Origin of the sequence: Shouchella clausii (genome assembly GCF_002250115.1) — a bacterium.
Classification (GTDB): Bacteria; Bacillota; Bacilli; order Bacillales; family Bacillaceae_D; genus Shouchella; species Shouchella clausii.
Genome location: NZ_CP019985.1, coordinates 3,956,439 through 3,982,883, shown reverse-complemented (window position 1 = coordinate 3,982,883; position 26,445 = coordinate 3,956,439). Strand labels below are relative to the sequence as shown.

The window sequence follows — 26,445 nt, the reverse complement described above, 5'->3', positions numbered from 1 at the left end:
TTTTATGACGAACGTTCTTTTTTAAGCATTTCTTTCAACTCATCCAATTGCCGTTGGATCGTTTCCAGCTCCCGTGAATGTGCATTTTCGGTTTCCTCTTTGTTGGCTTTTTCAACATTATTGACGATGACGCCGATAAATAAATTGAAAATGATAAACGTACCAACCAATACAAAGGAAACAAAATAAACCCAAACCCACTGATTAAATTCCATTAGTGGTCTCATCAAGCCGCTCGACCATGAGTCAAGTGTAACAATTTGGAACAGCGTTAAAATCGTGCGCTGCAAATTTCCAAAGTACTCTGGGGATAGCTCGCTAAATAGCATTGTGCCAATGACTGCAAAAATATAAAGAAAAATCCCCATTAAAATGAGAATATTGGCGAGTGATGGGATCGTCATGATAAGGGCATCGACGAGGCGCCGCAAAGAAGGCACAACCGATACAGCACGAAGTACCCGAAGGACGCGCAAAATGCGAAGCACCGTCACAAAATGCCCTCCAACAAACACATGGCCAGCTAGTACAATGACAACGTCAAACCAATTCCAGCCTTTTCGGAAAAAAGATCGCCCTTCTGCTGCAAAACGCATGGCTATTTCAATCGTAAACAGCCAAAGCAACGTTCGGTCCATAAAGTGGAAAAAATGGCGGTTTGTTTCATAAATACTTGGGTACGTTTCTAAGCCAACTAATATTGCATTAAATAAAATAAGAATGATAATCGTTGCTTGGAACGTCTTATGGTTGACAACCATCGCAAATTTGTCTTTCAGCAATTTGTGGTTCTCCCCTTAAATAATTGGTACAGCGAATCAGAGCGTGTTTTCAGAAAGGCGCTCTTCTATCGTACCAGCAAACGATCGAAAAAGGGAAGCAGCAATTCCTTTATGGGTGCTTATGAATGGCATCGCGTTCAAAAGAAGCGCCAATCGCAGCGGAGCGCTTCACAGCTTGATGAATCGCCTGTTGAAACAATTCTTGGGCGGAAGAATGATCTAAATGGGCAATCGCCGCTTCCGTCGTCCCATTTGGGCTCATGATTTCTTTATAAAGGTCTTTAGGCGATTTGCCGCTATCGGCAAGCTGTTTTGCGGCGCCGCCAATCGTTTGGTTAATCAATGCCCGTGCCTCAGTTGGAGAAAGCCCTTCTGCAATGGCGGCATTAAGCATGGCCTCAGCAACGTAATAAATATAAGCAGGGCCGCTCCCAGCTATGCCAGTAGCTGCATCCATTTGCTGTTCGTCTATAACCGTCACTGTGCCGATTGATGAAAATAGCGTCTTGGCGAAAGCAAGTTGCCACTCTGTCGCGTAAGTGCCAATTGACAAAGTTGTGGCCGAGGCAAGCACACGGGCCGACGTATTTGGCATCGCTCGAATCACCGCTGTTTCCGCAGGCAACCAGCTTTCTAGCGTTTCAAGCTTGATGCCTGCCGCAACGGATATAACGAGCTGTTTCTGCGGATTTAGCAACGAAACAAGCAAATCGGCTACTTCTTGGACGTTATGAGGTTTGATTGCCAATACAATAACATCCTTGCCTTTAACTGCCTCTTCATAGGATTGCGCCGCGTGGACGCCATAGGCAGTGTGGAGCTGATTAAGACGTTTGCGGTTGTTCGCGTTTAATACGGTGATGTGGGGCGCTTTGCCGCCGTTATTTCTGGCTATACCGCCTATAAGCGCTTCAGCCATTGAACCGGCGCCTAAAATGGCGACGGTTGTCTGATTAGTCATGAATAAGCCTCCTATTCTTTCACTTGTCCTTCCCCATAAATGCCATATTTGCTCGTCGTTAAAGCTTTTAAGCCCATTGGCCCTCTCGCATGGAGTTTTTGAGTACTAATGCCAATTTCAGCTCCAAACCCAAATTCAAACCCATCTGTAAAACGAGTTGAGGCATTATGGTATACACAAGCTGCATCGACAGTGGCGAAAAAGGTGTCCCGTTCTGCCAACGATTCTGTAATAATTGCTTCAGAATGTTTTGTCCCATATTGATTAATATGAGCAATCGCTTCATTTGTATCAGCAACAACACGAATGGCTAAGCGCAGGTCCAAATATTCAGTCGACCAGTCGTCCTCGTTCGCTTTTGCGATTCGTGGATCAAGGGTGCAAGCTCCTTCATTGCCAACAAGTGAGACCCCTTTTGCAGACAAGCGTTCGACCAATGTTGGCAAATGGGCTTTTGCAAACGACTGTTCAACAAGCAGTGTTTCGCATGCATTACATACAGACGGGCGTTGCGTTTTAGCGTTGACGACAATATCAAATGCCATATCAGGGTCGGCAGAGCTAGCGACATACACATGGCAGTTGCCAACGCCAGTCTCAATAACGGGAATCGTCGCCTCCTGCAACACCGTTTGAATTAAATTGGCGCCGCCGCGAGGGATAAGAACGTCAATCGTTGATTTTAACTGCATCATGTTGGCCGCTTCCTCTTTCGACGTGTCTTCTAGTAATTGAATGACGTCAGGATGAATAGGCGAGTTTTTAAATGCTTTCTTTAATGTGCGCACAATCGCTTTGTTGGAATGGAGAGCGCTCGCGCTTCCTCGCAAGACGACAGCATTGCCGGTTTTAACTGCTAATGTGCAAGCGTCGACGGTCACATTTGGCCTTGCCTCATAAATCATGCCAACTACGCCGAACGGTACGACCATTTCCTTGATAACAAGCCCATTCGGCCGTTTGATCTGCTCTTTTACTGCGCCAATCGGGTCAGGCAACTCAATCAAGTGGTCAATCGCTGTGGCCATTGCGTCAATTCGTGCTTTTGTTAACAACAATCGGTCAATTAAGTGGTCGCTAAGCCCGTTTTTCTTAGCATTGGCAATATCCAATTGATTGGCTTCCAGCAATACGTCTGCGTCTGTTTTCAGTTGTTGAGCCATCGCTTGAAGCAAGTTGTTTTTTTCTGCTGTAGTTGCTTGTGAAAGGGATGGGGCATGAGCTTTTGCTTTTTGTGAAATCAATTTTGCAGTTGCCATTAATAAGAACACTCCTTTTTTGTCGCCACCCAAAAGTCGCGGTGAATAACAGCTTTTTTTGAACGTTTTGTTAGAGACAAGGCTTCCTCGCTACTGAGCCCTTTAATAAGCTCTAGTTCAGGTTTGCTAAAGTTGGTTTTCCCTTTGCCGATAGGGCAGTTGTTGAAAAACACTTCAATGATGTCGCCGGCTGAAAAATCGCCTTTAGCTGAGAGAACGCCGGCAGGCAGCAAGCTTTTGCCCCTTTTTAACAATGCGGTAGAAGCGCCGCTGTCGATTTCAATGCTTCCAGCCGGTTCGCTATGGAAGACAATCCATTGTTTTGTCGTCGACATCGTCTTATTTGTAAAGGGGCCGAGATACGTCCCATCCCCTTTACCAAGTAACACATCCGTAAACGTTTCCCGTCCTTTGCCATTGCCAATAAATACATTTGTACCAAGCTCAATCGCCGTTTTCGCAGCAAGCAGCTTCGACTTCATGCCACCTGTTCCAACAGCAGAAGTATCAGTGCTCACCCGATTAAGCAATGCTTCAGGTACGTTTGCTAAGTAATGGTATTTTTTAGCGTTAGGCGAGTCGTTTGGGTTCTGGTCATATACACCGTTGACATCGGTATACAAGCAGAGCATATCTGCGTGAATGATGCCGCTAACGAGGGCAGACAAGCGGTCATTGTCGCCAAACGTCAATTCATCGACTGAAGTCGAGTCATTTTCGTTAATGACTGGAATAGCACCCCGCTTTAAGAGTTCACGCAATGTTTGTGAAATGTTTGAAAAACGTGCTGGATCCGCAAAGTCGGCTCGTGTCAACAGCAGCTGCGCAGCTGTGTAGCCATGCAAGCGGAATGCATCCATATATGCTTGCATGAGCAAGCTTTGGCCAACGGCCGCCGCCGCTTGTTTTTGCGAAATGGATTTCGGCCGCTGGTGATAGCCAATGAGCGTAAAACCAGCGGCGACTGCGCCAGACGTCACGACAATCACATTTATGCCTTGATGGCGCAGTTCGCATATGGCTTCGACATGGCCTCTTAACCGTTCCGTGCTTAAGGCGCCGCTGCCATCTGTTAAACTGCTGCTGCCTATTTTAATGACAATCGTTCCTGTGGCCATTGGCCGCACCTCCTACTAAAGTCATTTTTTCTACGGGTGCTTGCAATTTCATGGGTTAAAAAAGGTTCTTGCAAATAAAAAAGCTTTTTCCGTCCTTAAAAAGGACGGAAAAAGCTTCCGCGGTACCACCTTCATTGGCATTGACTATGCCCACTTTCCCATTCTTTAACGCAGAATGCTACGCTGGTTTTTGCCAGCAGCGTCGTGGGGTAGGTTTCAAACGCAGAAGGGATGGTCGGTTTTTTCAGCCGGTGAAACCAACTCTCTTTACATATTCTGCCTTTTACTGGTCCCAGTCATCACTGCACCGTACATATCGAATTGAAGTGATTATATCGAGCCTTGCGGAGAAAGTCAATTCCTTTTTTCTGTCTGCGGTGTCCGGTGGGAGATAGCGCGCAAACCATAAAGAAGGTGTGATTTAGCTTACAGCCAATCGGGAACGGTTATGTTGACAGGGCGTTTCCCTTTTTAAAAGGCAAAAAGCTAAATCGTTCTTTTTCTTCGTAGCAAGCGCCTTTTTTCAAAATTATTGTGACGTTCGTCCAAAAGATCGCGCTATAAAAGAAGCACTTTTGTGAATTGGGCTGAATACGATAGGTTAGGAGTGAAGGAATAGGTAAGGCATGAGGTTTTACTTACTTCCTAGAAAGGGCTGATGGAATCGATGTGTGGCATTACTGGGTGGGTTGACTGGCAAAGAAACCTACGCACGGAAACGAAACAGATGAAAAACATGGCAAACACGCTGAATCGGCGCGGCCCTGATGCGCTTGAAACATGGACGTCTGACCACGCTGCATTCGGGCATGCGCGGCTTGTCGTTGTTGATCCAGAGGGCGGCAAACAGCCGATGACCCGCACTGCCAAAGGCAATACATGTACAATCGTGTACAATGGCGAACTATATAACACAGAAGAGCTACGCAAAGAACTCCTTGCCCGTGGGCACACATTTGCTGGCCATTCAGATACGGAAGTGTTACTTAAAGCGTATATGGAGTGGGGAGCCGCATGCCTTGAAAAATTGAATGGCATTTTTGCGTTTGCTGTTTGGGATGAACAAGAACAAACATTATTTATGGCAAGGGATCGCCTTGGCGTTAAGCCGCTATTTTATACGGAAAAGAACGGCATGCTTCTCTTTGGATCAGAACTTAAAGCGCTACTGGCCCACTCGCAAATCAAAGCGGTTGTTGACCGTAGCGGGTTAGCTGACGTGATGGGGCTTTCACCTTCGCGGACACCAGGCCACGGTATTTTTAAAGGAATTGTCGAGTTGCGTCCGGCCCATTACTTGCAATTTAGTAAAAATGGTTCCGTAGTCAAGCGTTATTGGCAATTACAGAGCAATGTCCATACAGAAACGGCACATGAAACCGCTGCGCACATTCGTGAACTTTTGGAAGACATTGTTGAACGCCAGCTTTTTGCTGACGTTCCCGTTGGCATGTTTTTGTCAGGGGGTGTCGATTCAAGCGCATTAACGGCAATCGCTGCACGCATCTATGAAAAGCAAGGAAACGCTCCGATTTTTAGTTATTCCATCGACTATGAAGAAAACGAGAAATATTTTAAGGCAAGCACCTTTCAGCCAAATGCCGATGCCGATTGGGTAAAGAAAGTGGCAGCTCATTGTGGCACCAACCATAAAAATTGCATCATTGGCAACGATGTTCTTGCCAACTTGCTAAAAGAATCTGTCCTAGTAAGGGATACACCAGGAATGGCGGACGTCGATTCATCCTTGCTGTGGTTTTGTAAGCAAATTAAAAACGATGTCACTGTTGGCTTGTCCGGGGAATGCGCTGATGAAATATTCGGTGGCTATCCATGGTTCCATAAAGCAGAAGTGATGGCAATTGACGGTTTTCCATGGATGCGCTCGCTTGATGAACGAATTCAATTGTTGCAGCCTGATTGGCAGAAACGCCTTAATCTCAAGGAGTACGTGTATGATCGTTATAAAGAAACGATTCAAGAAACACCGCGGTTTGACGGAGATTCTTCAGAGGAAGCTAGGCGGAGGGAAATTTCTTACTTAAATATGATTTGGTTTATGACAAACTTGCTAGACCGCAAAGACCGGATGAGTATGGGCGCTTCCCTTGAAGTTAGGGTTCCTTTTTCAGACCACCGCTTAGTGGAGTATGTGTGGAACATTCCTTGGGAGATGAAAACGTATGGAGGCAGAGAAAAAGGGATACTGCGCAAAGCATTGCAAGGATTGCTCCCAGATGATGTACTCTTCCGGAAAAAAAGCCCTTACCCGAAAACCCATCATCCTTTATATACGGCGGCCGTAACAAAGGCGATCCAGGAAGTCGTTCGCCAAAAGGACGCACCATTGTTCACCTTTATTAACCGTGATCGCCTTAAAGAAATTGCTGATAGAGGCGGTTTCGACACAGGGAAACCTTATTTCGGGCAATTAATGGCAGGACCACAACTCCTTGCCCATTTTGTCCAAATCGATTACTGGATGAAGGCATATAACATTCAAATTGACGAATCGTGAATACTTCGCTCTGTAAAGCGCTCATTGGGAGGGCTTGTGTCAGCGAAATGGAAGCAAAGCAAGTGCATGCAGGTTAAGTTACAGTCTGGCCTCCTGCCCTTGGTTTGCTTTTTGTGTAAGCATACGAGTGCGGTCCTTAGAAAAAGAGCGCTTTTTGATCCCTTTGGAAATTGGTATACTATACATAAAACAAAAAAGGGAAGGGACGCTTATGCCATTAGTCGATATGCCGTTGCGCGAGTTGTTAGCTTATGAAGGAGTAAACCCTAAACCAGCAGACATTGACCAATACTGGAACCGGGCCAAAACGGAAATTGAAGCGATTGACCCCGAAGTCACTCTTGCCGAAGCTCCTTTCCAGTGTTCGTTTGCAAACTGTTACCATTTCTATTATCGAAGCGCTGGAAATGCGAAAATCCATGCGAAATACGTACAGCCAAAAACAGCGGAGAAAACGCCAGCAGTATTTATGTTCCATGGGTATGGGGGGCGTTCAGCTGAATGGAGCAGCTTGTTAAATTATGTAGCGGCGGGCTTTTCTGTTTTCTATATGGATGTCCGTGGACAAGGAGGCGCTTCAGAGGATCCTGGAGGCGTAAGGGGGAATACATATAGGGGCCACATTATTCGCGGACTTGATGCCGGGCCAGACGCGTTTTTTTACCGCAGCGTTTTTTTGGACACAGTCCAATTGGTTCGTGCTGCTAAAACATTGCCTCACATCGATAAAACACAGCTTATGGCAACAGGGTGGTCGCAAGGCGGCGCCTTAACGCTTGCCTGTGCTGCCCTTGTCCCTGAAATAAAGCGCCTCGCACCAGTATACCCGTTTTTAAGCGATTACAAGCGAGTGTGGCAAATGGATTTAGCGGTTCGGTCGTATAAAGAATTGGCTGATTATTTCCGTTCATACGATCCGCAACATAAGCGCCATGGGGAAATTTTTGAACGCCTTGGCTACATCGATGTCCAGCATCTTGCTGACCGGATTCAAGGAGACGTCCTAATGGGAGTTGGCCTAATGGATACAGAATGCCCGCCGTCTACCCAATTTGCTGCTTATAATAAAATAAAGGCTAAAAAATCGTATGAGCTCTACCCTGACTTTGGCCATGAGCACCTTCCAGGAATGAACGACCACATTTTTCGTTTTTTCACTAGTTGAGCGAAGTCGTTTTTTCCACTCCATTCATTGGCTGTCCAAGCTTTGCATATAAGTGGATGGAGGGGAGGCTTTGATCGTGATCGTGAATGTCCGAATGTTAGGGAGGTTGCTGTTCGCTGCTTATATGGCAGTACTGTTTTACATCACATTGGTTGCATGGAATTATGGATCTTCGTTTGAGCCCAGTGAGTTGGCCGGGCGGAATTATAACTACATCCCATTCCGCAGCATATATCGAATTAGCTTCTTTAGCTCTACAATTCGTGATCCGCTTTTTATACTTGGCGGGAACGTTTTGCTGTTTGTCCCATTTGGGTGTTTGTTGCCTTTGTCAATTCGGTGCTGCCGACAAATAGGAAAGACAGTGATTGCCAGTTTTTTAGTCTCCAGTTCGATTGAGCTATGCCAGTTAGCCTTCACCCACCGTGTAGCCGACATTGATGACATCCTCTTAAATACTGCAGGCGGAGCTGTAGGCTATTGTTTATTCCGACTGGCCTTTTTTATAAAAAAACGGGTCGTATTTTTGCCGGTAATAAAAAGCGAGAGGAGGGGAAAATGATGGATGCCTTTTTTGAACATGTCTATACGGCTGTTCGCCGTATTCCCCGTGGGGAAGTCGCTTCTTATGGGCAAATTGCTCGCTATTTGCACGCGCCACGGCATGCACGAGTTGTTGGCTGGGCGATGCGGCAATCGCCGCCTGATGTCCCGGCGCACCGTGTCGTAAAGCAAAACGGCGAGTTGGCCTCAGGTCTTTTGTTTAATGGGAAAACACAAAAGGAACGGCTACTGGAAGAAGGGGTTACGTTTTCACAAGCTGGCCGCGTCAAAATGGAATTGCATAGTTGGACGGCGTGCCCGCTATAAGCAAAGGCACGCAAGGAAAAAACGTTTACTGAAGGTTCATTCTGATGATAGGATGCAGGCCTAACGCACGGAGTACTTAGTCTGGCTTGGGCACATGGTGAAATACATCGCCGCTCTCAAAAAAATCAACAAGATCATCTAACCATTTGTAATAATGGAGCCACTGCTCCGTTTCTTTTAACAAATGGTTCAATTGCTCCATTTCGTCAGCGGACAAGTTGTCTGCTTCTGCCTCCATAAACCGTTTAACCTCATTTTGAATTCTTTTTCCAACTGCTCGGTTTTTAGCAATCACAGCTTGCCAATTTGCGACGAAAATGGAAATGAACGTTTGGTAGTAATCTTTTTCGACATCATATAAATCTTTGCGGACACCTTTTTCAAACACTTTGTGGGCAACATTTAAAGACAACATTTCCCGTACAACTTGGCTCATCCGCGTTTTACTCATACCTGTTTCATCGGAAAGAGCTTCAAGCGTCATTGGCTTCCGGTTCATGTAAATGATGCCAAGCACACGCCCTACCGTAGTAGAAACGCCATACGTCCGCATGTTTTCGGCAATGCGGTCGACAAACTGTTCTTCCAATTTTTTAATTGTATCAAGTGTATGTTGTGCCAATTCTTCATCCCGCCTGCTCAATATATTTATGTACTATATACACGTATCGTCTTAAAAACAAACATACTTTACCATATCTACGCGCAAAAGAAAACTGCTTGTTTTTGCATTGTTAAGCGCTCTATTTTGTTGTTGCCAATAAAGCTTGCGGGCAAACAAAAAACAGGCATAAATTCGCCTGTTTTTTGTTTTTTTTAATAGACGTAAGCAGAGCCTACAATTACTAGAAGGATGAATAACACCACAATAAAAGCGAAACCGCCATCATACTTAAAACCCAATCGAATCACCCCTCCTGTTATTTGTTCACGACAGCTTATGCAAATAAGCGGAAAAGTGCGTGGGCGGCTCCCTATTTTTAAAAACTAACTCGTTATTAACACCTAGCGGCTGCTGTTCTTAGCTGTTGCAAGGGAAAGGAAGAGTGAGTCAAAATTTGACAGGGTGCAAACAGGATTATTACAATGATAAATGAGATGAGTGTGACGCTTATCGACAGTAAGGAGTGGTCATATGTTTAAAAAACTATTTGGAAAGAAAGAGACAGCGCCAGCGGAGGAAACGATTACCGCGCCGGTGAATGGAAACATTGTCCCAATAGAAGAAGTGCCTGATCCAACATTCGGGCAAAAAATGATTGGCGATGGGTTGGCTGTTGAGCCAACGGATGGGCATATTGTCGCGCCTGTTAGTGGAAAGATTGTCCAAGTGTTTCCGACAAAGCATGCTTTTGGAATTAAAACGGCGTCTGGGGCAGAATTGCTAATCCATATTGGCCTTGAAACAGTGGCGATGAATGGAGAAGGATTTACTTCCCATGTAAAAGAAGGCGATACCATTTCCGTCGGCGACCCGATCATTGACTTTGACTTAGAGCTTGTCAAAGAAAAAGCTGCACATACGATTACGCCAGTTGTGCTAACCAACCCAGATCGTTATTCGCTTGAAAAACAACAAAACAGCGAAGCGATCGCTGGAAAAACAGCGCTTTTTACGATAAAAGCCACATAATAGGAAAGAAACGCGCGGGCGCTTAGAGCTTTGCGCGTTTCTTTTATACTAGACTTTCCAACTGTTTTAGGCATATTTTAGCTAGCGTTCGACAAAGGAACCTGGTAAACTACCCTTTGATTGATCTGGAACAGAGGCGAGGTGAAGGAGTTGGTTTTACAAGCGCTTATTATCTTTTTTGCCCAGTTGATTTATGTACCGATTTTAACATTGCGGACGATCATGATGGTTAAAGGGCTAAAGCAAAAGGCTGCGGCAATGGGCATGCTCGAAGGCGTTATATATGTAGTTGCCCTTGGCATCGTATTTAGCGACTTATCGAATTATTACAATATGGCTGCGTATGCGCTTGGCTTTGGCATAGGGTTGTATATTGGCGCAGTAATCGAAGAAAAGCTGGCAATTGGCTATGTTAGCATTGAAGTAAATATCCCGCAAAAAAACCAACAATTGATTGACCGCCTTAGGGAAACGGGCTTTAGTGTTTCCAGTTCTTCCGTCGAAGGAATGGCGTCAACGCGATGCCGCCTTGACTGCACGGCGCGTAGGGATAGGGAGAAGGAGTTTATTAAAATTGTGTCTGAATATGAGCCGCAAGCGTTTATCGTCTCGTTTGAACCACGCAATTTCAAAGGCGGCTACATTACAAAAGCGATGAAGAAGAGGCGAGAGAAATATTTAAAACGAAAAGCAAAGGAAGACGCACATTAAAAAATCATCCAGGCTGATAGGAAACGCTTGTTAACCGATTGAAAGTTGACCAAAACAGGTGTAATGAGCAACGAAGGGTGCGCTTGTTTCAGTCTGGACGCTGCTTGGCCTGAGCAGCGTTCTTGACATGGTAGCGCTTTATTTGTAATGTTGATATAAAAATCATCTTGTCGATGAGGAGGTTTGGCTGTGGCACAAATAAATGCGGTGTACTATGTAAGTGATTCAAATGAATTTATTGAGGAAAAAGCAGAGAAAATGGCCACTGGGCTCACGGCTAAGCCTTGGCAAGAAATGCCTGAAGCTGAGAAACAAGAAAGCTTTGCCTATAAAGGAAAAGTCGTTTCCATTAACGCGGACCCCTCTTACGGAGAAGGCAGCATTGTGACGATTTCATTCCCCGTTGCCTATGAAGTTCCAGACTTTCCCTCCATTTTAACAACGACATATGGCCGGTTGTCTTACGAACCGAATGTAAAACTGCTTGATTTGCAGTTTTCAAACGACTTAGTGGAGAGATTTCCAGGACCGCTCTATGGCATTGAGGGAATCCGTGATCTCGTAGAAGTAGAAGGGCGCCCGCTTGCGATGAGCGTTGCAAAAGGGGCGATTGGCCGTTCAATTGATTCCTTTCATGAACAAATGCTCGCCCATAGCTATGGCGGCATTGACATTATTCAAGATGATGAGCGGCTATTCGAACACAATTGGACGCCTTATGAACAACGGGTGCCCGCTGGGTTAGCCGCAATCGCTGAAGCAGCAGAACGGACCGGGCGAACGCCGTTGTATGTCGTCAATCTTACTGGCAAAACATTTGAGTTAAAAGAGCGGGCAAGAGAGGCAATTGGCTTAGGAGCGCCGGCACTGATGCTAAATGTGTATGCGTATGGGATTGATGTGCTCCAAGGCCTTCGTGAAGATCCAGAAATTGACGTACCGATTTTTGCCCATTCCTCACTGACGGGAATGATGACACGCTCCAAACAGCACGGCATTGCCTCTCGTCTTTTGTTAGGAAAGCTGCTGCGCATGGCAGGGGCAGACGCTGTTCTATTTCCTTCGCCTTATGGCAGGATCGGTATAAATGCAGATGAAGCGCAACGGGTAAAAGACCAGCTGACAATGACGACTCAAATGAAGCGTGCCTTTCCAATTCCTTCTGCTGGCATTGATTTTCAAACGATTGCCACTGTCCGCCAAGATTTTGGCGAAGATGTCATTATTAACCTCGGCGGTAGCGTCCACCGCTATAAAGGCGGCGTAGAAGCAGGAGGCAAAGCGTTTATCGAGGCACTTAACAACGCGAACTAAAAAAAGAAACGAGTTGGGCTATGCCCAACTCGGGCTTGTATCACTACTGTGGTACAAGCCCTTTTTTTATGTGCACAATAGTTCCATATGCAGCTTTCCCACCTTACCACTCCAGTCATATAAGGTACTGTCAAAAGAAATCAGTGGCAAAACACAGAGGGTTTTTGGCTTAGTGTAAAGTGAATAAATTAGTAGATGTTATATTAATATTTTGGACTTTTTTAACGAAATGATTCTGTCATAATCAATATTGAAAGCGATTTCATATTAAGGGGGAATGGGCTTGTTGAACGGATTAAAAGGCGGGAAACTGTTTTATACAGGTGCAGCGATGTGTATGGTGACGCTGCTCGCTGCTTGCGGTGGTTCTACGGAAGATACGAGTGGGTCGGGTGACGGTGATGTGGTAGAGCTAAGTTTCTGGGCTTCGGCGAACCCTGATCGAGATGATTTCAAACTAACGATGGATCGGGTTGAACAATTTAATGCAGAACATGATGATATTCAACTAAATGTTGAAACAACCCCGCATGCCGATTACAGAACGCGGTTAAATACACAAGCAGCGGGCGGACAGCTGCCAGATATTTTTCAAGTGTGGCCAGGAGCAGAACTTCAGCCTCTTGTCGATGGCAATGCAGTAGGATCGCTTAACAATATTGTTGATAATTGGACCGGTAATGGTTTGTTAAATGAAGACGCGCTTGCCGATTTTACCTTTAACGGGGAGGTCTATGCGATTCCTTCTGTTCAAAATCCAACAAGCTTTGTGTTTTATAATGTCGATATGCTTGAGGAATTAGGCTACGATGAATTTCCACAAACGTATGACGAATTTAAAGAATTGATTGCTGATTTACGTGAAGAGGACACCACCCCAATTGCTTTGGGGAATTCTGCCTCTTGGGTTCTGCAATCCGTTTATATTTCAACAATAGCCGATCGTTTCACTGGCAATGATTTTATTCCGCAAGTACTTGACGGAGAGCGTTCATTCACAGACCCGGAATTTGTAGAGGCATTAGAAGTTATTGAAGAGCTTGTTGAAATTGAAGCGTTTAATGAAGACCTGAATACCATTGATGATAACCAAATGATTGAATACTTTTTGCAAGAGCGCTCAGCCATGGTCATTGATGGAAACTGGGGAGCTATTAGCATTTTGACAAACAAGCCCGATGAGATGAACGTCGGCATTGCCCCGTTTCCTCTAGGTGATTCAGGAACAATTTCGACTGTGTACGGTAATTCATGGTCGTTGAATGCGGACTTATCGGACGAAAAACGAGAAGCAGCTGAAACGTTCTTAAAGTGGATGTTTAATGAAGATTTTTATAAAGATCTAATTGGTGTAGGGCGTGTCGTGGCTGCTGAAGTGGAGATGCCTGAAAATGCTGATCTTGATCCACTCTTTTTAGACATGCTTGAATTATCGCAAGATGCTCCACCAGCCCCTGTCTATGATGCGGTTCTTCCACAGGCAGTAAACAACGTGCTGCAAAATGAGCTACAAGCCATTACCATTGGACGCTCGACACCAGAGGAGGCTGCACAAAACATTCAAAACACAGTAGATGCCCAATAATGCTATAGTAAATAACAAAGAGCAGAACATTCTTGAATAGGATGGGGCTGCTCTTTTCCAACTACTCACTAAAAAGGGACTGTCACTTACGATGAGCAAATGGGTGTTTCGTCATTGGAGCTTACGCTGGAAATCGGTCTTAATTTTATTATCGCTTATTTTAATTCCGGCCTTAACGATTAGTCTATTGGTTTACTATCAATCCAATACCATTCTAGAAAAACAAGTCATTGAACGAAATGAACAGAATTTACGCCATATTGAATCGAATTTGCTCGGTGTGATGGAAGAGGTAGAAGAGCTATCGAGTTACATGATTTATAGCCAGGAGTTCCGTCAATACTTTACCCTTCCGGTTGAGGGGGCTGGCAGTGATCCAGAAGAGATGCAACGACTTAGAGATCATATTCGTGGCTTCTTTACGTTTCATTTAAACAACAAACCTTATTTTCATTCTGCTCAGATTGAAGGAGTCAATGGTGTCCAACTTCATCTTGGTGAAAGGATAAGTGGGAATGAATCGATGTGGGAGGAAGCGGCTCAAGCTGAATTGGGTAGAGTCGTGTGGACCAATCCTTATGTGTTAACACGGACAGGATGGGAAACAGAAGATTATACCATTCTTTCGCTTTTTCGTGTAATCAACAATCTTTACGATATTACCGAACCAATAGGAAATGTACGAATTCGCCTTGATGAACGCGAGTTATTTCATCATATGACGAGTCGGTATTTGCATCCGAATGATGAAATGATCTTAATGCAAGAGAATGGGCTCGTTCTCTCCCATCGTGATCCTCATCTTGTTGGCGAAATGTATCCAAATCAAGAAGTTGTCCAGCAAGTACATGAAGGCGATGCTTTTTTTCAGTATGAGACAAACGGGGAAGTGTACTACGCAATTACTCGGAACGTTGAAGGGACGGATATGTCGCTGATTTCAACGGTGCGAGAAGAGTATATCCTTGATGAATTTAAAGGAATTCGACAAACGATGCAAATTATTATGGCCGTTGCAGGTGGAATAGGTCTTATAGCGATTGCCGGATTTATGCTAACGATTATTAAGCCAATTACTGAATTAACGAAAGAGACAAAGCGGCTTGAAGAAGGTGATTTTGCTGCACAAGTGAAAGTCCGTTCACAAGACGAAATCGGCCAGTTGGGCTCACGCTTTAATAAAGCAGTTAGTCAAATTCAGCGGTTGATTGACACAAAATATACGCTGGAAATTCAGAATAAAGAATCAGAATTGAAAGCGCTGCAAAGTCACATCAACCCTCATTTTTTGTACAACACATTAGATATGATTCGGTGGACAGCTAGGCTTGAGAAAGCATTTGAGACTGGCAAAAGTATTGAACATTTATCAAGACTATTTCGCATTAGTCTTAGTCAGGGAAAGCTTTACATTACGCTTCATGATGAAATGAATTACGTCCAAAGCTATTTGGAGTTGCAAAAACGGAGGCTTGGCGGCCAGCTCACATTTTCAGTGCGGATGGAGGCAGGCATTGAACGAAGTCTTATCTTGAAGCTAATTTTGCAACCGTTAGTGGAAAATTGTCTCCGTCATGGATTTGTTGAAATTAAGCAAACGAATACGATTCGGATCCGAGCCTATCGGAATGGCGACTTTGTTGTGATTGATGTACTTGACAACGGCATCGGGCTTCAGGTAGATGTAGACGAATTTAATTACTTTTTGAATACCAAAGATAAAAATGGCCATGGTTTTGCTTTACGCAACACGCACGAACGCTTAAAGAAGACGTTTGGTGGAACCTGTGGACTATTAGCGGTGGCTACTAAAGAAGGTGCTCACATTCGTGTATGCATTCCATACGTAGAAAGTGAAAGGGAGCACCGGAAGCTAATTGACAAGGAGGGAGTGGCTCATGAGCATACGGATGCTAATCGTGGATGATGAACCAGTCATTTGTCAAGGGCTTGTACAAACGATTCCTTGGGAAAGTCTTGGTGTAGAAGTGGTTGACACTGCTTTTAATGGGAAGCAAGCTTTACAAAAACTAGAACAACAGCCAGTTGATTTAATCTTAACGGATATCTCGATGCCTGAAATGGATGGACTTGCACTTGCGGAGTATATCGTTCATGAAAAGCCGGAAACGAAGATGATCATTATTAGTGGCTACGATAAATTCGACTATGCACGCCAAGCGCTTCGTTTAGGAATAGAAGACTATTTACTGAAACCGGTGGATGTGGATGAATTAATGGAGCTTGTGAAACAAGTGACACAAAAAATCGTCGATGACAAAAAGCTGAAAAGCAGCCAAGCTCACGATTGGATTCGGCATGTGTTGTTTCACATCCCTCTATCAGAACAAATTGACGTCAAGCAAACGCAATCGTGTGGCATGTTTCGGCTTTTGATTAGCGAAGTGTCGGGATATGCTCACCTCTTTAAGGCGGTTCCTACAGAAGAAAGTAAACAAATACAAGATAAAGTAAGGCACGTCGTAGAAAAGACATGTGAAGCTTATGGTGTGAAGCAAATTTCCCTTATTGGTTATGAAAATGAGTTATTGACAGTAGTGTTTAGCGACCACTCAGACATGCTTTCAGATTTCTGGCTTCATGAAGTGTGGGAAGAGGTCCTCAAACAGAGCCCGTATCCCATTCAAACCGTGGCTTCGTCGATTGGCGAGTCTCTTTCCACCAGTTACCAGCAAGCGCTTCGTCTTCTTGACGATCTGCGCGGTCATGGGATTGGCCTCTATACGAAAGGCATTGAATGTGATCAAGAAGCGTTTGATCTTGACAAAACGGAACATCGTTTATTGGAAACCGTGCTACAACATGATGAAAGTAAACTAGCAGAATGTATTCGCCATGTCGTCTCGGAGCTAATGGCAAAAGGATATTCCCTTCGCTACATCGTGGAGGTTTGCCAAGGGCTGGAAATAAGAATAAAACAAGCGCTCCAAAAGCGGTTGCCGAATAGATCGTTTGATTCCATTGAACTACGGTTACACGGAAAACTTGATCTCCGTTATTACAACACATCAAGCGCAATTGAAGAACTATTTCTTCGTGATCTCGTCGATTTTCTTGGAGAATTAAAAGAAGACGAACAGAATAACTGGATGATTGAGAAGATTAAACATTACATTCACAAGCATTATCAGCAAGATTTGCGGGCGGCAGAAGTGGCTGAGCGTCATTTTATTACGCCAAATTATTTCAGCATGCTTTTCAAAAAAGAAACAGGTCAGAGTTTCTCAGAGTATGTAAATCGCCTCCGTATCGAAAAATCGGCAGAGCTATTGCTAACCACATCGAATAAAGTCTTTGAAATTGCCGAGTATGTGGGCTACAAAGAATACAAATATTTTGTGCAAGTGTTTAAGAAGCAAGTCGGATTGACGCCAACTCAGTACCGACGACTGAATGTAACCCGAGATAGAAGAGAAAAACAGATAGAATCGTAACTTTTAGGATTTTTAACCGAAAAGAGTCGCATTACAATGGATTTAGAAAACGCTTCCAATATAGGAGTGCTGAAAGGACGTGATCCAGGTGCATTTATTAAAAAGCCGGTGGAAAATTGCACTTGGCGTAATACCAGCCTTGCTTGTTTATTGTATCTTTAGCATCATTCCGATTTTTATCTCGTTCTATTACTCTTTCATGTCGTGGAACGGATTTTCACCGATGGACTATGTAGGTCTAGCGAATTTTAGGGCCATTCTTAGTGATTCAGTGTTTTGGCTGTCTGTTCGAAACAATTTAATTGTTGTTGCCGCTTCTATATTTGGGCAAATCCCGATAGCGCTTGTGCTTGCTTTGTTGTTAAACCGCAAAATAAAAGGAGCGAAGTTTTTTCGGACGATTGCCTTTCTCCCTGTCGTGATATCAACTGTTGTTATTTCGCTGACGTGGCGAATGATTTACAACGTGGAGCAAGGACTATTAAATCATCTACTAAATAACCTTGGTCTAAGCGCGCTTGCGCAAAATTGGCTCGGCAATCCTGATTATGCGATGTACGCGATTGCCGCCGTTATTATTTGGCAATTTGTCGGTCTTTACTTCATCATCTTTTTATCTGCTTTGCAAACGGTACCGAAAGACATTTTGGAAGCTGCAGAGCTAGATGGAGCAACAGAATGGCAGAAAACCCGCTATGTTACACTACCATCGATCTGGGGTGTCATTATCATCGCAGTCGTTCTCTGTATTAGCGGCAGCTTAAAGACCTTTGACTTGATCTATGTAATGACTGGCGGCGGGCCAGCGAATGCTACAGAGGTTATGGCTACCTATATGTACACAGAAACATTTCAAGGGCTACGCTACGGGTATGGAAGTGCTATTTCAGTGTTAATCTTTGTCTTTAGTATCACAATTATTGTATTTGCCAACGTGCTTCTAACAAAACGTAGCGGAGCGAGACGAGCATAAAGGAGGTTAGCATTATGCAAGTAGATCATCAACCAGTTCCTAGAAAAGAAATAAATGAAAGCACAGCACGGTTCAAAAAACGAGCAACACGAGTGCTGATCTATCTAATCTTAATGGTGTTTGCGATTGTCAATGCCTATCCGATTATTTGGATGATCCTTAATTCATTTAAATCAGGTCAGGAATTTGCGTTAAACCCATTTGGTTTACCGACAGAATGGGTGTGGGCGAATTATGTGGAGGCTTGGTTTACAGCCAATATTAATACGTACTTTTTTAATAGCGTATTCGTTGGCGGGGTGGCCGTTATCCTAACGGTACTGTTCGGTGCACTAGCCTCTTATTTCCTAGCAAGATTTCAATTTAAAGGCCAGAAATTACTTTACTCTTTTTTCATTCTAGGCTTACTAGTGCCCATTCACGCCACGCTTGTACCCATGTTTATCTTAATGCAAACCATTGGCTTGCTTGATACGAGATTAGCGCTTATCTTCCCGTATATTGCCTTTAACTTGTCTATTACGATCTTCTTATTAACGAGCTTTATGAAGTCGTTCTCAAAAGAGATTGAAGAGTCTGCGATTATGGACGGAGCCGGCGTGTTTAAGATCTTTTGGTCGATTATTTTGCCAATGACACGCCCTGTTCTAGCTACCGTTATTATTATTAATTTCATTAACAATTGGAATGAGTTTAGTTTTGCACTCGTCCTCATTAATGATGATCTATTAAGTACATTGCCACTCGGTCTTGCGAATTTTGCAGGACAGCATTCGACAAACTATACAGCACAAATGGCTGCTTTGACGATTGTGCTCGTCCCAACAATTCTCTTCTATTTATTTATGGAAAAACAAATTGTGGAAGGGATGACTCAAGGAGCAGTTAAAGGATAGTGGGACCACCAAAAACAGACACACATACAGACGGGAGAGACACGGAAAATCGATGTAGAGCGACTCATTTGCGTTTCACTTGTTTCTCCGTAAGAGGAAACGAAAAGGTGAAAAAGGAAATGGGGTTCGCACTCCTGGCGGTCAATCTGCGAAAGTACACCGCCAGGAACAATAGCCAAACACAGGAAAACCAAAAGTCTAGACAAAAAGGAGTACGCTCATCGATAAGCGTACTCCTTTTCATTAATATGGGTTTGAAACCACGTGCTCTGCACGTGTGAAAACGAAACTTCTAGAGAGGTCTAGTGATGAAAAAATCTCCAATCGTTATAATAGAACTTGGCCGCCAAACCAACTTCTATCAACGAAAGGAGATCTCACCCATGAGTGACAACAGTTTATCACACACAAGATGGAATTGTAAGTATCATATCGTGTTTATCCCTAAGTATAGACGAAAGATTGTCTATGGGAAGTTGCGAAAAGATATTGGAGCTATTTTGAGAAGGTTATGTGAAATGAAAGATGTAGAAATTATCGAAGCCCATGCGATGATTGATCACATACACATGCTGGTGAAAATTCCGCCAAAAATGTCGGTATCGTATTTCATGGGGTATTTGAAAGGGAAAAGTTCGTTGATGATCCATGATCGTCACGCAAACTTAAAATACAACCATGGAAATCGCACGTTTTGGGCAAAAGGCTATTACGTGAGTACAGTAGGACTAAATCAAAAAACAATTGAAAAATACATCCGCGAACAAGAAGCGGAGGATCGATTGCGCGATCAAATGACAAAGAGGGAGTACGTCGACCCATTTAAAGATAAGTAAAGTAGGAAACGGTTGGCGGTCCCTTCAGAGGTCCCTTTAGGGACTTCGTTGGTAAAGTGCCCTTATAGGGCGAAATTAAAACCGCCGGTTCTACCGGCGGATACTTACTTTAATTTCAGCTAAGCCCAACTCGTTTTATGGTGTGTCTTACAAAATTTAAATGTCTGCATGTCCCAATGTATCTTGGAAAATAAAGACGAGAATGGCGACGATAAAACAATAGACGGCAAAATAGACAAGTTTGCTTTTGCGGACAAGGTTCAAGAAAAAGACAATCCCAAGCCAAGAGGCAATAAACGTGACAACAAAGGAAGCGACAAGCTCAAATAAGCCTGTGCTCGCGAGCAATTCCCCTGAAATCAAATCATCAATTGCCAACACGGAAGACCCTAAAATAACCGGGATGGATAGTAAAAAGGAAAAGCGGACAGCTGTTTCCTTTGTCAGACCAGCAAACATGCCGACAATTAACGTCGTTCCAGAGCGTGAAAGCCCAGGAATGAGCGCCAGGCATTGGCCAAGCCCCACGATAATTGAATCCCAAATCGTCATTTCTTTTTCTGTGCGGTTTCCGTGGCGGACAAAACGTTCTATAATGATTAAGAATAGACCGGTGACCGCAAGTGCTAAGGCAATAAAGATAGGCGCTTTAAACGTTTCGCTTATGTAATCTTCGAACAAAATGCCAGCAACACCAGTAATGCCTGTGGCGATAACTAAATAAATAGCAAACCAAAACATTGCTTTATTTTGCGGTGTTCGCTTTGTGAAATAGGCAAAAAAACCGCGAATAATCTCAATCAAATCATGGCGGTAATAAAGAATAACCGCAAGAACTGAAGCAAGATGAAGAAGAATTTCAAAGCTAAAGCCGGCAAATGTCATGCCGAACAGGGATTGGACAATAATCAAATGGGCGGAACTGGAAATCGGCAAAAACTCTGTAATTCCTTGAACAAGTCCAAGGATAACTGCTTCTAGTAAACTCATAAGTGAATTCCCTTCTGCTTATTAGTTTGATATAAATCGAACTGTTTTATTCTAGCAAACTTTTGGCTAATCGGAAAGGGGCAACCGCACCAATGCAGAAACGGAGATGGACATTCGTTGTGCTTGCTGGAGCATGCATAGCGATTGTGTTTTTTGTGTGGCAATTTAATGGAGAATCAAAACCGGTACAGGCTGGGGATCAATTTTTGGACATAGAGCTTGACGTATATAAGGGCTCGAGCGCTTCTTTTAGCGATTACCAAGACGGTGTGCTCGTCTTAAATGTGTGGGCATCATGGTGCGAACCGTGTATACGGGAAATGCCAGCATTAATGGAATTGGAAGAAGACTACCGAAATAAAGGAGTGTCTGTCATCACTGTCAACAGCCAGTCGAAAGAATTGCGCCCTGAAGATGCGATCGAGTTTATCGAAGAGCAAGACTTGACGCTGCCGGTTTTCTTTGATTCTGAAGGAGTATTTATGCAAGCGTTTAAGCCTTCATCATTGCCCACGACTTACATCATTGATCAAAACAACGTTGTCACAGACGTGCTCGTCGGCGAAGTAACGAAAGAAATGCTCGCCAACAAGCTGCAGGAACTTCTTTGAACTATTTGATTCGCTTTAAAGGAGGACTGTTTTTTTCTACGGGCTTCCACGCTGAATGCCATGCGGCGACAGTGTCAAATGTTTTAGCAGCCTGTTTTAAAGCAGTGAGCACTTCCCACTTTTGCCCAATGAGTATGATGCTATTTTCGCGATGGTATCGTTTCATAAAAGCACCTCCCGTTCAAGTATGGTACACTTTTATGCGCTACATACATCAAAGATGACAAGGTGGGTACGAAATGAAAGAATTGACTGAACAAACAATTGCTAAGCAAACGATTCATAAAGGAAAATTGATTCAGCTTGATGTAGAGGACGTCAAACTTCCAGACGGTACCGTCGCAAAGCGGGAGTTGGTGCGCCATCCAGGCGCAGTAGCTGTAGTCGCCATTACCGAAGATGGCAAAATCGTGCTAGTAGAGCAATACCGTAAAGCACTCGAAAAGGCGATTATTGAAATCCCAGCAGGAAAAATTGAACCTGGTGAAGCGCCTGAAAAAACGGCTAGACGTGAACTGGTTGAGGAAACAGGCTACCAAGCCGAGTCACTCACATTGATCACGTCATTTTATACATCGCCAGGCTTTGCAGACGAGCTTGTATACGTATATGAAGCAACAGGGTTAAAAAAAGGCGACCAACACCTTGATGAGGGGGAATTCGTCCGTGTGCTCGAGTTGACCGAAACGGAGTGTGACCGGCTTGAGCAAGAAGAACGGATTCATGATGCGAAAACAAGTTATGCTTTGCAATACTGGAAATTAAAAAATCGCCGCTAAACAGTCATAGCCTGCTTTTGCTGCTCATAAAGTAGAGCAGGAGGGGACAGGCTATGAACAATCCAAACCGTGTCTATGAAGCGATTGCTAGACATGTAGAAAACAACCGGTCGATTTATATTTTTACAATTGTTTTATTTTTAATTGGCGTTGTTTTCGGCGCAATTGTCGTCAACAGCCTTAGTTTGTCGCAGCGGCACGACTTGTTTACATATTTAAGTCAATTTTTTGATGAAATGAAAAATGGGTCTGTGGTCACATCGCCAAGCGAGCTGTTTGTCCACAGTTTTACCCATTATGGCAAATATATCGGTTTAATGTGGATCCTTGGCATCTCATTAATTGGATTGCCGGCGATCTTTGTGCTTATTTTTGTCAAAGGCCTCGTTATTGGCTTTACGGTCGGGTTTTTGGTGAATCAAATGGGCGCACAAGGATTTCTGCTTGCGTTTGTGTCCGTCTTGCCACAGAATGTGGTGTTAGTTCCTGCCTTTATAATCGTTGGCACAGCGAGTGTGTCATTTTGCTTGCGTTTAATCAAGCAAACATTTGCCAAAGGTCTAAAGGAGCCGATTTTTCCTCCTTTTTTCCGGTACACGACACTCGTTTTAATTGTTGGCGCATTTGTTACAGTCGCTTCTGTGTTTGAAGCGTACGTATCGCCACTATTAATGAAATGGGTCTTGGCCTCTTTTTAGAATAATTCCAACATGATAAATGATATTCATTTGCAGATTGGAATTATTATTAATTGACAACTGTTCTCTTCTCATTTATAATGAGTGTACATTTAGATCGCTTTTGAGTAGGAGGCCGTTATGGAAAATCGATTAGAGCGGATTAAAAAGCAAATGCATGCTCAGAGCTATAAATTAACGCCTCAGCGCGAAGCGACAGTAATGGTTTTACTTGAACATGAAGAAGACCATTTAAGTGCTGAGGACGTCTACCTCCTTGTTAAAGAAAAAGCGCCTGAGATTGGTTTGGCGACGGTTTACCGCACACTAGAACTATTGACAGAACTCAATGTAGTTGACAAAATCAACTTCGGTGATGGCGTTTCCCGTTTTGACTTGCGCAAAGAGGGAGCGAATCATTTTCATCATCATCTTGTCTGCATTGAGTGTGGCGCAGTTGATGAAATTACTGAGGATTTGCTTGGTGATGTCGAAGCGGTGGTAGAACGGGATTTTTCCTTTAAAATCAAAGATCATCGGTTAACGTTCCACGGAATATGCTATCGTTGTCAAGAACAGCCTAGTAAAGAACAGAATGGCCAGGGCAGCAAACAATTAAATGAGCAAATGTAAAATGGATTTTCTAGTAATGGAGCCTAGTATACAGAGGCTTCCGTTTAATCGGTCAATCGGCGCACGGGTATCGTCCCTGTCGGTTGGCCTTTTTCGTGCTTTCAAGGGGACGTAGCCATCTGAACCACTTTTATTTGTCTATGAACGTGTGATAAATCACGTTTGTACGTATAGAATGAGGCAAAACCGGCATAGGTTAATAGTATAACGATCGAACAATGGAGTGATGAGATGGCAAAGTCCTTATTGCAGATGGCGAAGGCGGCGATCCTGTTTACGTTGTGCACGACCATCTTTTATTATGGTATTCTATGGGTGAGCCATGAATTTAGCGAGTACCATAAGTATGATGAGCCTGAAGGAAAAGCGTTAAAAGTAATGAGCATGAATGTTGGCGAATCAGACTTATCAATCGACGAGCGGATAAAAAGGTTCTTATGGATGGGAGAATAAGCGGTTAAAGGAGCAATTCCTCATGGCAATGGAACACGATATTCAAGAGTTTATCCATTTTATTAAAGTGGAAAAAGGGCTGTCGCCAAATACAATTGAGTCGTATGCTAGGGACTTAAAGCAATATGGCGCCTATTTAAAGGAACGAGGGATCGAACAATTTGCCAATGTGGACAGGGCGACGTTGCAGCATTATTTATATACGCTAAAGGAAATAGGCAAGTCTTCAGCGACGATTGCAAGGAACGTCACAACGCTTCGAGCGCTGCATCAGTTTTTGTACCGTGAAAAATGGACAGACCATGACCCGACATTATGGATCGAGACGCCGCGCATTGATAAAAAACTGCCAGGTGTTTTATCCATTGAGGAAGTTGATGCACTGCTAGCTGCACCAGATTCATCTACGCCGTTTGGTGTGCGCAATAAAGCAATGCTAGAGCTTCTCTATGCATCTGGCATGCGTGTCACAGAATTGATTTCTCTTGGGCTCGATGACGTCCACTTGTCTATGGGATTTGTCCGTGTCGTCGGCAAAGGGAATAAAGAGCGGATCGTACCTTTAGGCAAAGAAGCGACCAAAGCGTTAAACACCTATTTAGAGCGGGGCAGACGTGCGTTGCTTAAGCATGAACGGCATGATAAATTGTTTGTCAATCACCATGGCCGCCCCATTAGCAGGCAAGGGTTTTGGAAAATCATGAAGCAACTAGCAAAAACGGCGAACATAAAAAAAGACTTTAGCCCACATACGCTTCGCCATTCTTTTGCGACGCATTTGCTTGAAAATGGGGCTGATTTGCGTTCTGTCCAAGAAATGCTCGGCCATGCCGATTTGTCGACAACCCAAATATATACACATGTAACAAAAACGCGCATGAAAGATGTTTATTCTCGCTACCATCCTCGCGCTTAAGCCTGAATGGAAATTATCGCACAATCTGGAATAACGGGCAAAGAGCAGGTGGGAAGCTAAAGGTCGAATACAGTCGAGAGAAGGGAAATTATGAAGAAACGGTTTGAACGGATTTTTTTAATTGTCATGGATTCAGTCGGGATTGGCGAAGCGCCAGATGCTAAAGAGTTTGGTGATGAAGGGACGAACACGCTTGGTTCCATAGCAGAGGCTTTTAATGGCCTACATGTTCCTGAGTTAGAAAAGCTTGGTCTAGGAAAAATTGCTCCTTTGAAAGGGGTAAAAAATGTCCCAACTCCACTGGCAAGCTATGGAATCATGCAAGAAGCGTCCTTAGGTAAAGATACAATGACAGGTCATTGGGAAATAATGGGCTTACATATTACTAAACCATTCCAAGTGTTTCCAGATGGGTTTCCGTCGGAGCTCCTTGAGCAACTTAAAAGCGAAACAGGACGGGGCATCATTGGCAATAAAGTCGCATCAGGTACAGAGATTTTGGATGAGTTAGGCGAACAGCATGTGAAAACAGGTGATTTAATTGTCTATACGTCAGCTGATTCAGTTTTGCAAATTGCCGCCCATGAAGAAGTCGTGCCTTTGGAAGAGCTCTATGACATTTGCGAGAAGGCCCGTAAGTTGACATTAGCTCCAGAGTACATGGTCGGTCGTGTGATTGCAAGGCCGTTTGTTGGCGAACTAGGCAAGTGGAAGCGGACAGCAAACCGCCATGATTATGCGTTAAAGCCATTTGGGCGCACAGTGATGAATACGCTTGAAGATGCAGGGCTTGCTTCCATCGCGTTAGGAAAAATTTCCGACATATATGATGGGGAAGGCGTTACAAAAGCAGTCCGCACTACTTCGAATGAGGATGGCATGGACAAGCTAGCAGAACAAATAAATACGTCTTTCGAAGGGCTTTGTTTTTTAAATTTAGTCGATTTTGATGCACTTTATGGCCATAGACGCGATGTGATCGGGTATGGAGAGGCCATTATGGCATTTGATCAACGACTCGGGGAAATCTTGCCCCGATTAGGAGACGAAGACTTGCTGATCATTACAGCCGATCACGGCAATGACCCTACGCATACAGGTACGGACCATACAAGGGAATATGTGCCATTGCTCGTGTACAATAAAGGGATAAAACCAGTCAATCTTGGGAAACGCCGGACATTTGCTGACATAGGGGCAACCGTTGCCGACAATTTTCAAGTAGAATTGCCTAGCAACGGAACGAGCTTTTTAGCAGAACTAAAGCCGGAGTAAAAGGTTATTCAGTTAAAAAAGTCGGATATTAAGCA

At 43.9% G+C, this 26,445-nt stretch carries 28 protein-coding genes; 20 read left to right on the top strand and 8 right to left on the bottom strand.

The window, feature by feature from the left end; all coding sequences use genetic code 11:
* Positions 1–2 precede the first annotated feature (2 nt).
* The 4 genes from BC8716_RS19505 to proB form a co-directional block, all read right to left on the bottom strand.
* Positions 3–782, bottom strand: a complete 780-nt coding sequence (locus BC8716_RS19505) for an ion transporter (protein WP_094428398.1) — start codon at positions 780–782, stop codon at positions 3–5.
* A gap of 109 nt (positions 783–891) precedes the next feature.
* The gene (gene proC, locus BC8716_RS19500) at positions 892–1,743 is read right to left on the bottom strand and encodes a pyrroline-5-carboxylate reductase (RefSeq protein ID WP_094428396.1); all 852 of its coding nucleotides are present in this window, start codon (positions 1,741–1,743) and stop codon (positions 892–894) included.
* A gap of 11 nt (positions 1,744–1,754) precedes the next feature.
* The gene (locus BC8716_RS19495; protein ID WP_094428394.1) at positions 1,755–3,002 is read right to left on the bottom strand and encodes a glutamate-5-semialdehyde dehydrogenase; all 1,248 of its coding nucleotides are present in this window, start codon (positions 3,000–3,002) and stop codon (positions 1,755–1,757) included.
* Positions 3,002–4,120, bottom strand: a complete 1,119-nt coding sequence (gene proB, locus BC8716_RS19490; RefSeq protein WP_094428392.1) for a glutamate 5-kinase — start codon at positions 4,118–4,120, stop codon at positions 3,002–3,004. Before proB ends, BC8716_RS19495 begins: the two co-directional genes overlap by 1 nt.
* A gap of 667 nt (positions 4,121–4,787) precedes the next feature.
* Between proB and asnB the strand changes: the two genes are divergently transcribed.
* The 4 genes from asnB (at position 4,788) to BC8716_RS19470 (ending at position 8,673) form a co-directional block, all read left to right on the top strand.
* Complete coding sequence (asnB, locus tag BC8716_RS19485; RefSeq protein WP_094429310.1) at positions 4,788–6,638, top strand: asparagine synthase (glutamine-hydrolyzing); 1,851 nt, start codon at positions 4,788–4,790, stop codon at positions 6,636–6,638.
* 211 nt (positions 6,639–6,849) lie between these two features.
* Positions 6,850–7,803, top strand: coding sequence for an alpha/beta fold hydrolase (locus BC8716_RS19480; protein ID WP_094429309.1), 954 nt, complete (start codon positions 6,850–6,852; stop codon positions 7,801–7,803).
* Positions 7,804–7,879: 76 nt separating this feature from the next.
* Positions 7,880–8,365, top strand: coding sequence for a VanZ family protein (locus tag BC8716_RS19475; protein WP_257253328.1), 486 nt, complete (start codon positions 7,880–7,882; stop codon positions 8,363–8,365).
* A complete protein-coding gene (locus BC8716_RS19470) occupies positions 8,362–8,673 on the top strand; it encodes an MGMT family protein (RefSeq protein WP_094428390.1) in 312 nt (103 codons plus the stop codon). Before BC8716_RS19475 ends, BC8716_RS19470 begins: the two co-directional genes overlap by 4 nt.
* A gap of 76 nt (positions 8,674–8,749) precedes the next feature.
* Here BC8716_RS19470 and BC8716_RS19465 read toward each other — a convergent pair whose 3' ends face one another.
* Entirely contained in the window at positions 8,750–9,295 is a 546-nt protein-coding gene (locus tag BC8716_RS19465) for a GbsR/MarR family transcriptional regulator (protein WP_094428388.1), read from the bottom strand.
* 194 nt (positions 9,296–9,489) lie between these two features.
* The gene (locus tag BC8716_RS22400) at positions 9,490–9,585 is read right to left on the bottom strand and encodes a YjcZ family sporulation protein (RefSeq protein ID WP_193754473.1); all 96 of its coding nucleotides are present in this window, start codon (positions 9,583–9,585) and stop codon (positions 9,490–9,492) included.
* 223 nt (positions 9,586–9,808) lie between these two features.
* Between BC8716_RS22400 and BC8716_RS19455 the strand changes: the two genes are divergently transcribed.
* From BC8716_RS19455 to tnpA, 9 genes are all read left to right on the top strand, one after another.
* On the top strand, positions 9,809–10,306 hold the full coding sequence (locus BC8716_RS19455; protein ID WP_094428384.1) for a PTS sugar transporter subunit IIA: 498 nt from the start codon (positions 9,809–9,811) through the stop codon (positions 10,304–10,306).
* A 150-nt stretch (positions 10,307–10,456) separates the two neighbouring features.
* Entirely contained in the window at positions 10,457–11,017 is a 561-nt protein-coding gene (locus BC8716_RS19450; protein ID WP_094428382.1) for a DUF2179 domain-containing protein, read from the top strand.
* Positions 11,018–11,206: 189 nt separating this feature from the next.
* The gene (locus BC8716_RS19445) at positions 11,207–12,331 is read left to right on the top strand and encodes a 2,3-diketo-5-methylthiopentyl-1-phosphate enolase (RefSeq protein ID WP_094428380.1); all 1,125 of its coding nucleotides are present in this window, start codon (positions 11,207–11,209) and stop codon (positions 12,329–12,331) included.
* Between the two features lie 283 nt (positions 12,332–12,614).
* Positions 12,615–13,916, top strand: coding sequence for an extracellular solute-binding protein (locus tag BC8716_RS19440; RefSeq protein ID WP_257392263.1), 1,302 nt, complete (start codon positions 12,615–12,617; stop codon positions 13,914–13,916).
* Positions 13,917–14,007: 91 nt separating this feature from the next.
* The gene (locus BC8716_RS19435) at positions 14,008–15,843 is read left to right on the top strand and encodes a cache domain-containing sensor histidine kinase (RefSeq protein ID WP_094428376.1); all 1,836 of its coding nucleotides are present in this window, start codon (positions 14,008–14,010) and stop codon (positions 15,841–15,843) included.
* Positions 15,815–17,371, top strand: a complete 1,557-nt coding sequence (locus tag BC8716_RS19430) for a response regulator transcription factor (RefSeq protein WP_094428374.1) — start codon at positions 15,815–15,817, stop codon at positions 17,369–17,371. The genes BC8716_RS19435 and BC8716_RS19430 overlap by 29 nt, the downstream gene beginning before the upstream one ends.
* An 88-nt stretch (positions 17,372–17,459) precedes the next feature.
* A complete protein-coding gene (locus BC8716_RS19425; RefSeq protein ID WP_179289426.1) occupies positions 17,460–18,344 on the top strand; it encodes a carbohydrate ABC transporter permease in 885 nt (294 codons plus the stop codon).
* A gap of 14 nt (positions 18,345–18,358) precedes the next feature.
* Positions 18,359–19,240: a carbohydrate ABC transporter permease gene (locus BC8716_RS19420; protein WP_094428372.1), complete on the top strand. Its 882-nt coding sequence runs from the start codon at positions 18,359–18,361 to the stop codon at positions 19,238–19,240.
* A gap of 383 nt (positions 19,241–19,623) precedes the next feature.
* Positions 19,624–20,076 (top strand): IS200/IS605 family transposase, encoded by a 453-nt coding sequence (gene tnpA / locus BC8716_RS19410; RefSeq protein ID WP_011245494.1) that lies wholly within the window; start codon positions 19,624–19,626, stop codon positions 20,074–20,076.
* A gap of 156 nt (positions 20,077–20,232) precedes the next feature.
* On the opposite strand, the gene BC8716_RS19405 is transcribed toward tnpA, so the two are convergent.
* On the bottom strand, positions 20,233–21,066 hold the full coding sequence (locus tag BC8716_RS19405) for an undecaprenyl-diphosphate phosphatase (RefSeq protein ID WP_094428368.1): 834 nt from the start codon (positions 21,064–21,066) through the stop codon (positions 20,233–20,235).
* Positions 21,067–21,158: 92 nt separating this feature from the next.
* Here BC8716_RS19405 and BC8716_RS19400 point away from each other — a divergent pair, with 92 nt between their 5' ends.
* A complete protein-coding gene (locus tag BC8716_RS19400) occupies positions 21,159–21,677 on the top strand; it encodes a TlpA family protein disulfide reductase (RefSeq protein WP_094428366.1) in 519 nt (172 codons plus the stop codon).
* Position 21,678: 1 nt separating this feature from the next.
* On the opposite strand, the gene mciZ is transcribed toward BC8716_RS19400, so the two are convergent.
* Positions 21,679–21,843, bottom strand: coding sequence for a Z-ring formation inhibitor MciZ (mciZ, locus tag BC8716_RS19395; RefSeq protein ID WP_081427599.1), 165 nt, complete (start codon positions 21,841–21,843; stop codon positions 21,679–21,681).
* Positions 21,844–21,916: 73 nt separating this feature from the next.
* Between mciZ and BC8716_RS19390 the strand changes: the two genes are divergently transcribed.
* From BC8716_RS19390 to deoB, 6 genes are all read left to right on the top strand, one after another.
* Positions 21,917–22,456 carry an NUDIX domain-containing protein gene (locus tag BC8716_RS19390; RefSeq protein WP_094428365.1) on the top strand — a complete coding sequence of 180 codons (540 nt, stop codon included), beginning with the start codon at positions 21,917–21,919 and terminating at the stop codon, positions 22,454–22,456.
* 53 nt (positions 22,457–22,509) lie between these two features.
* A complete protein-coding gene (gene spoIIM / locus BC8716_RS19385; protein ID WP_094428362.1) occupies positions 22,510–23,154 on the top strand; it encodes a stage II sporulation protein M in 645 nt (214 codons plus the stop codon).
* Positions 23,155–23,274: 120 nt separating this feature from the next.
* Positions 23,275–23,766 carry a ferric iron uptake transcriptional regulator gene (gene fur / locus BC8716_RS19380; protein WP_094428360.1) on the top strand — a complete coding sequence of 164 codons (492 nt, stop codon included), beginning with the start codon at positions 23,275–23,277 and terminating at the stop codon, positions 23,764–23,766.
* Positions 23,767–23,997: 231 nt separating this feature from the next.
* The gene (locus BC8716_RS19375) at positions 23,998–24,219 is read left to right on the top strand and encodes a YqzK family protein (protein ID WP_011246624.1); all 222 of its coding nucleotides are present in this window, start codon (positions 23,998–24,000) and stop codon (positions 24,217–24,219) included.
* 28 nt (positions 24,220–24,247) lie between these two features.
* The gene (gene xerD, locus BC8716_RS19370) at positions 24,248–25,135 is read left to right on the top strand and encodes a site-specific tyrosine recombinase XerD (RefSeq protein ID WP_157730529.1); all 888 of its coding nucleotides are present in this window, start codon (positions 24,248–24,250) and stop codon (positions 25,133–25,135) included.
* 90 nt (positions 25,136–25,225) lie between these two features.
* Entirely contained in the window at positions 25,226–26,410 is a 1,185-nt protein-coding gene (gene deoB / locus BC8716_RS19365) for a phosphopentomutase (protein WP_094428357.1), read from the top strand.
* Positions 26,411–26,445 lie beyond the last annotated feature (35 nt).

Bases quoted from the DNA above. Each gene is read 5' to 3' on its own strand.
- BC8716_RS19375 (WP_011246624.1), top strand. From the start codon at position 23,998: ATGGCAAAGTCCTTATTGCAGATGGCGAAGGCGGCGATCCTGTTTACG.
- mciZ (WP_081427599.1), bottom strand. From the start codon at position 21,843: ATGAAACGATACCATCGCGAAAATAGCATCATACTCATTGGGCAAAAG.
- proB (WP_094428392.1), bottom strand. From the start codon at position 4,120: ATGGCCACAGGAACGATTGTCATTAAAATAGGCAGCAGCAGTTTAACA.
- BC8716_RS19480 (WP_094429309.1), top strand. From the start codon at position 6,850: ATGCCATTAGTCGATATGCCGTTGCGCGAGTTGTTAGCTTATGAAGGA.
- tnpA (WP_011245494.1), top strand. From the start codon at position 19,624: ATGAGTGACAACAGTTTATCACACACAAGATGGAATTGTAAGTATCAT.
- BC8716_RS19435 (WP_094428376.1), top strand. From the start codon at position 14,008: ATGAGCAAATGGGTGTTTCGTCATTGGAGCTTACGCTGGAAATCGGTC.
- BC8716_RS19470 (WP_094428390.1), top strand. From the start codon at position 8,362: ATGATGGATGCCTTTTTTGAACATGTCTATACGGCTGTTCGCCGTATT.
- spoIIM (WP_094428362.1), top strand. From the start codon at position 22,510: ATGAACAATCCAAACCGTGTCTATGAAGCGATTGCTAGACATGTAGAA.
- proC (WP_094428396.1), bottom strand. From the start codon at position 1,743: ATGACTAATCAGACAACCGTCGCCATTTTAGGCGCCGGTTCAATGGCT.
- BC8716_RS19390 (WP_094428365.1), top strand. From the start codon at position 21,917: ATGAAAGAATTGACTGAACAAACAATTGCTAAGCAAACGATTCATAAA.
- xerD (WP_157730529.1), top strand. From the start codon at position 24,248: ATGGAACACGATATTCAAGAGTTTATCCATTTTATTAAAGTGGAAAAA.
- BC8716_RS19420 (WP_094428372.1), top strand. From the start codon at position 18,359: ATGCAAGTAGATCATCAACCAGTTCCTAGAAAAGAAATAAATGAAAGC.
- fur (WP_094428360.1), top strand. From the start codon at position 23,275: ATGGAAAATCGATTAGAGCGGATTAAAAAGCAAATGCATGCTCAGAGC.
- BC8716_RS19455 (WP_094428384.1), top strand. From the start codon at position 9,809: ATGTTTAAAAAACTATTTGGAAAGAAAGAGACAGCGCCAGCGGAGGAA.
- BC8716_RS19405 (WP_094428368.1), bottom strand. From the start codon at position 21,066: ATGAGTTTACTAGAAGCAGTTATCCTTGGACTTGTTCAAGGAATTACA.
- BC8716_RS19400 (WP_094428366.1), top strand. From the start codon at position 21,159: ATGCAGAAACGGAGATGGACATTCGTTGTGCTTGCTGGAGCATGCATA.
- BC8716_RS19430 (WP_094428374.1), top strand. From the start codon at position 15,815: ATGAGCATACGGATGCTAATCGTGGATGATGAACCAGTCATTTGTCAA.
- deoB (WP_094428357.1), top strand. From the start codon at position 25,226: ATGAAGAAACGGTTTGAACGGATTTTTTTAATTGTCATGGATTCAGTC.
- BC8716_RS19495 (WP_094428394.1), bottom strand. From the start codon at position 3,002: ATGGCAACTGCAAAATTGATTTCACAAAAAGCAAAAGCTCATGCCCCA.
- asnB (WP_094429310.1), top strand. From the start codon at position 4,788: ATGTGTGGCATTACTGGGTGGGTTGACTGGCAAAGAAACCTACGCACG.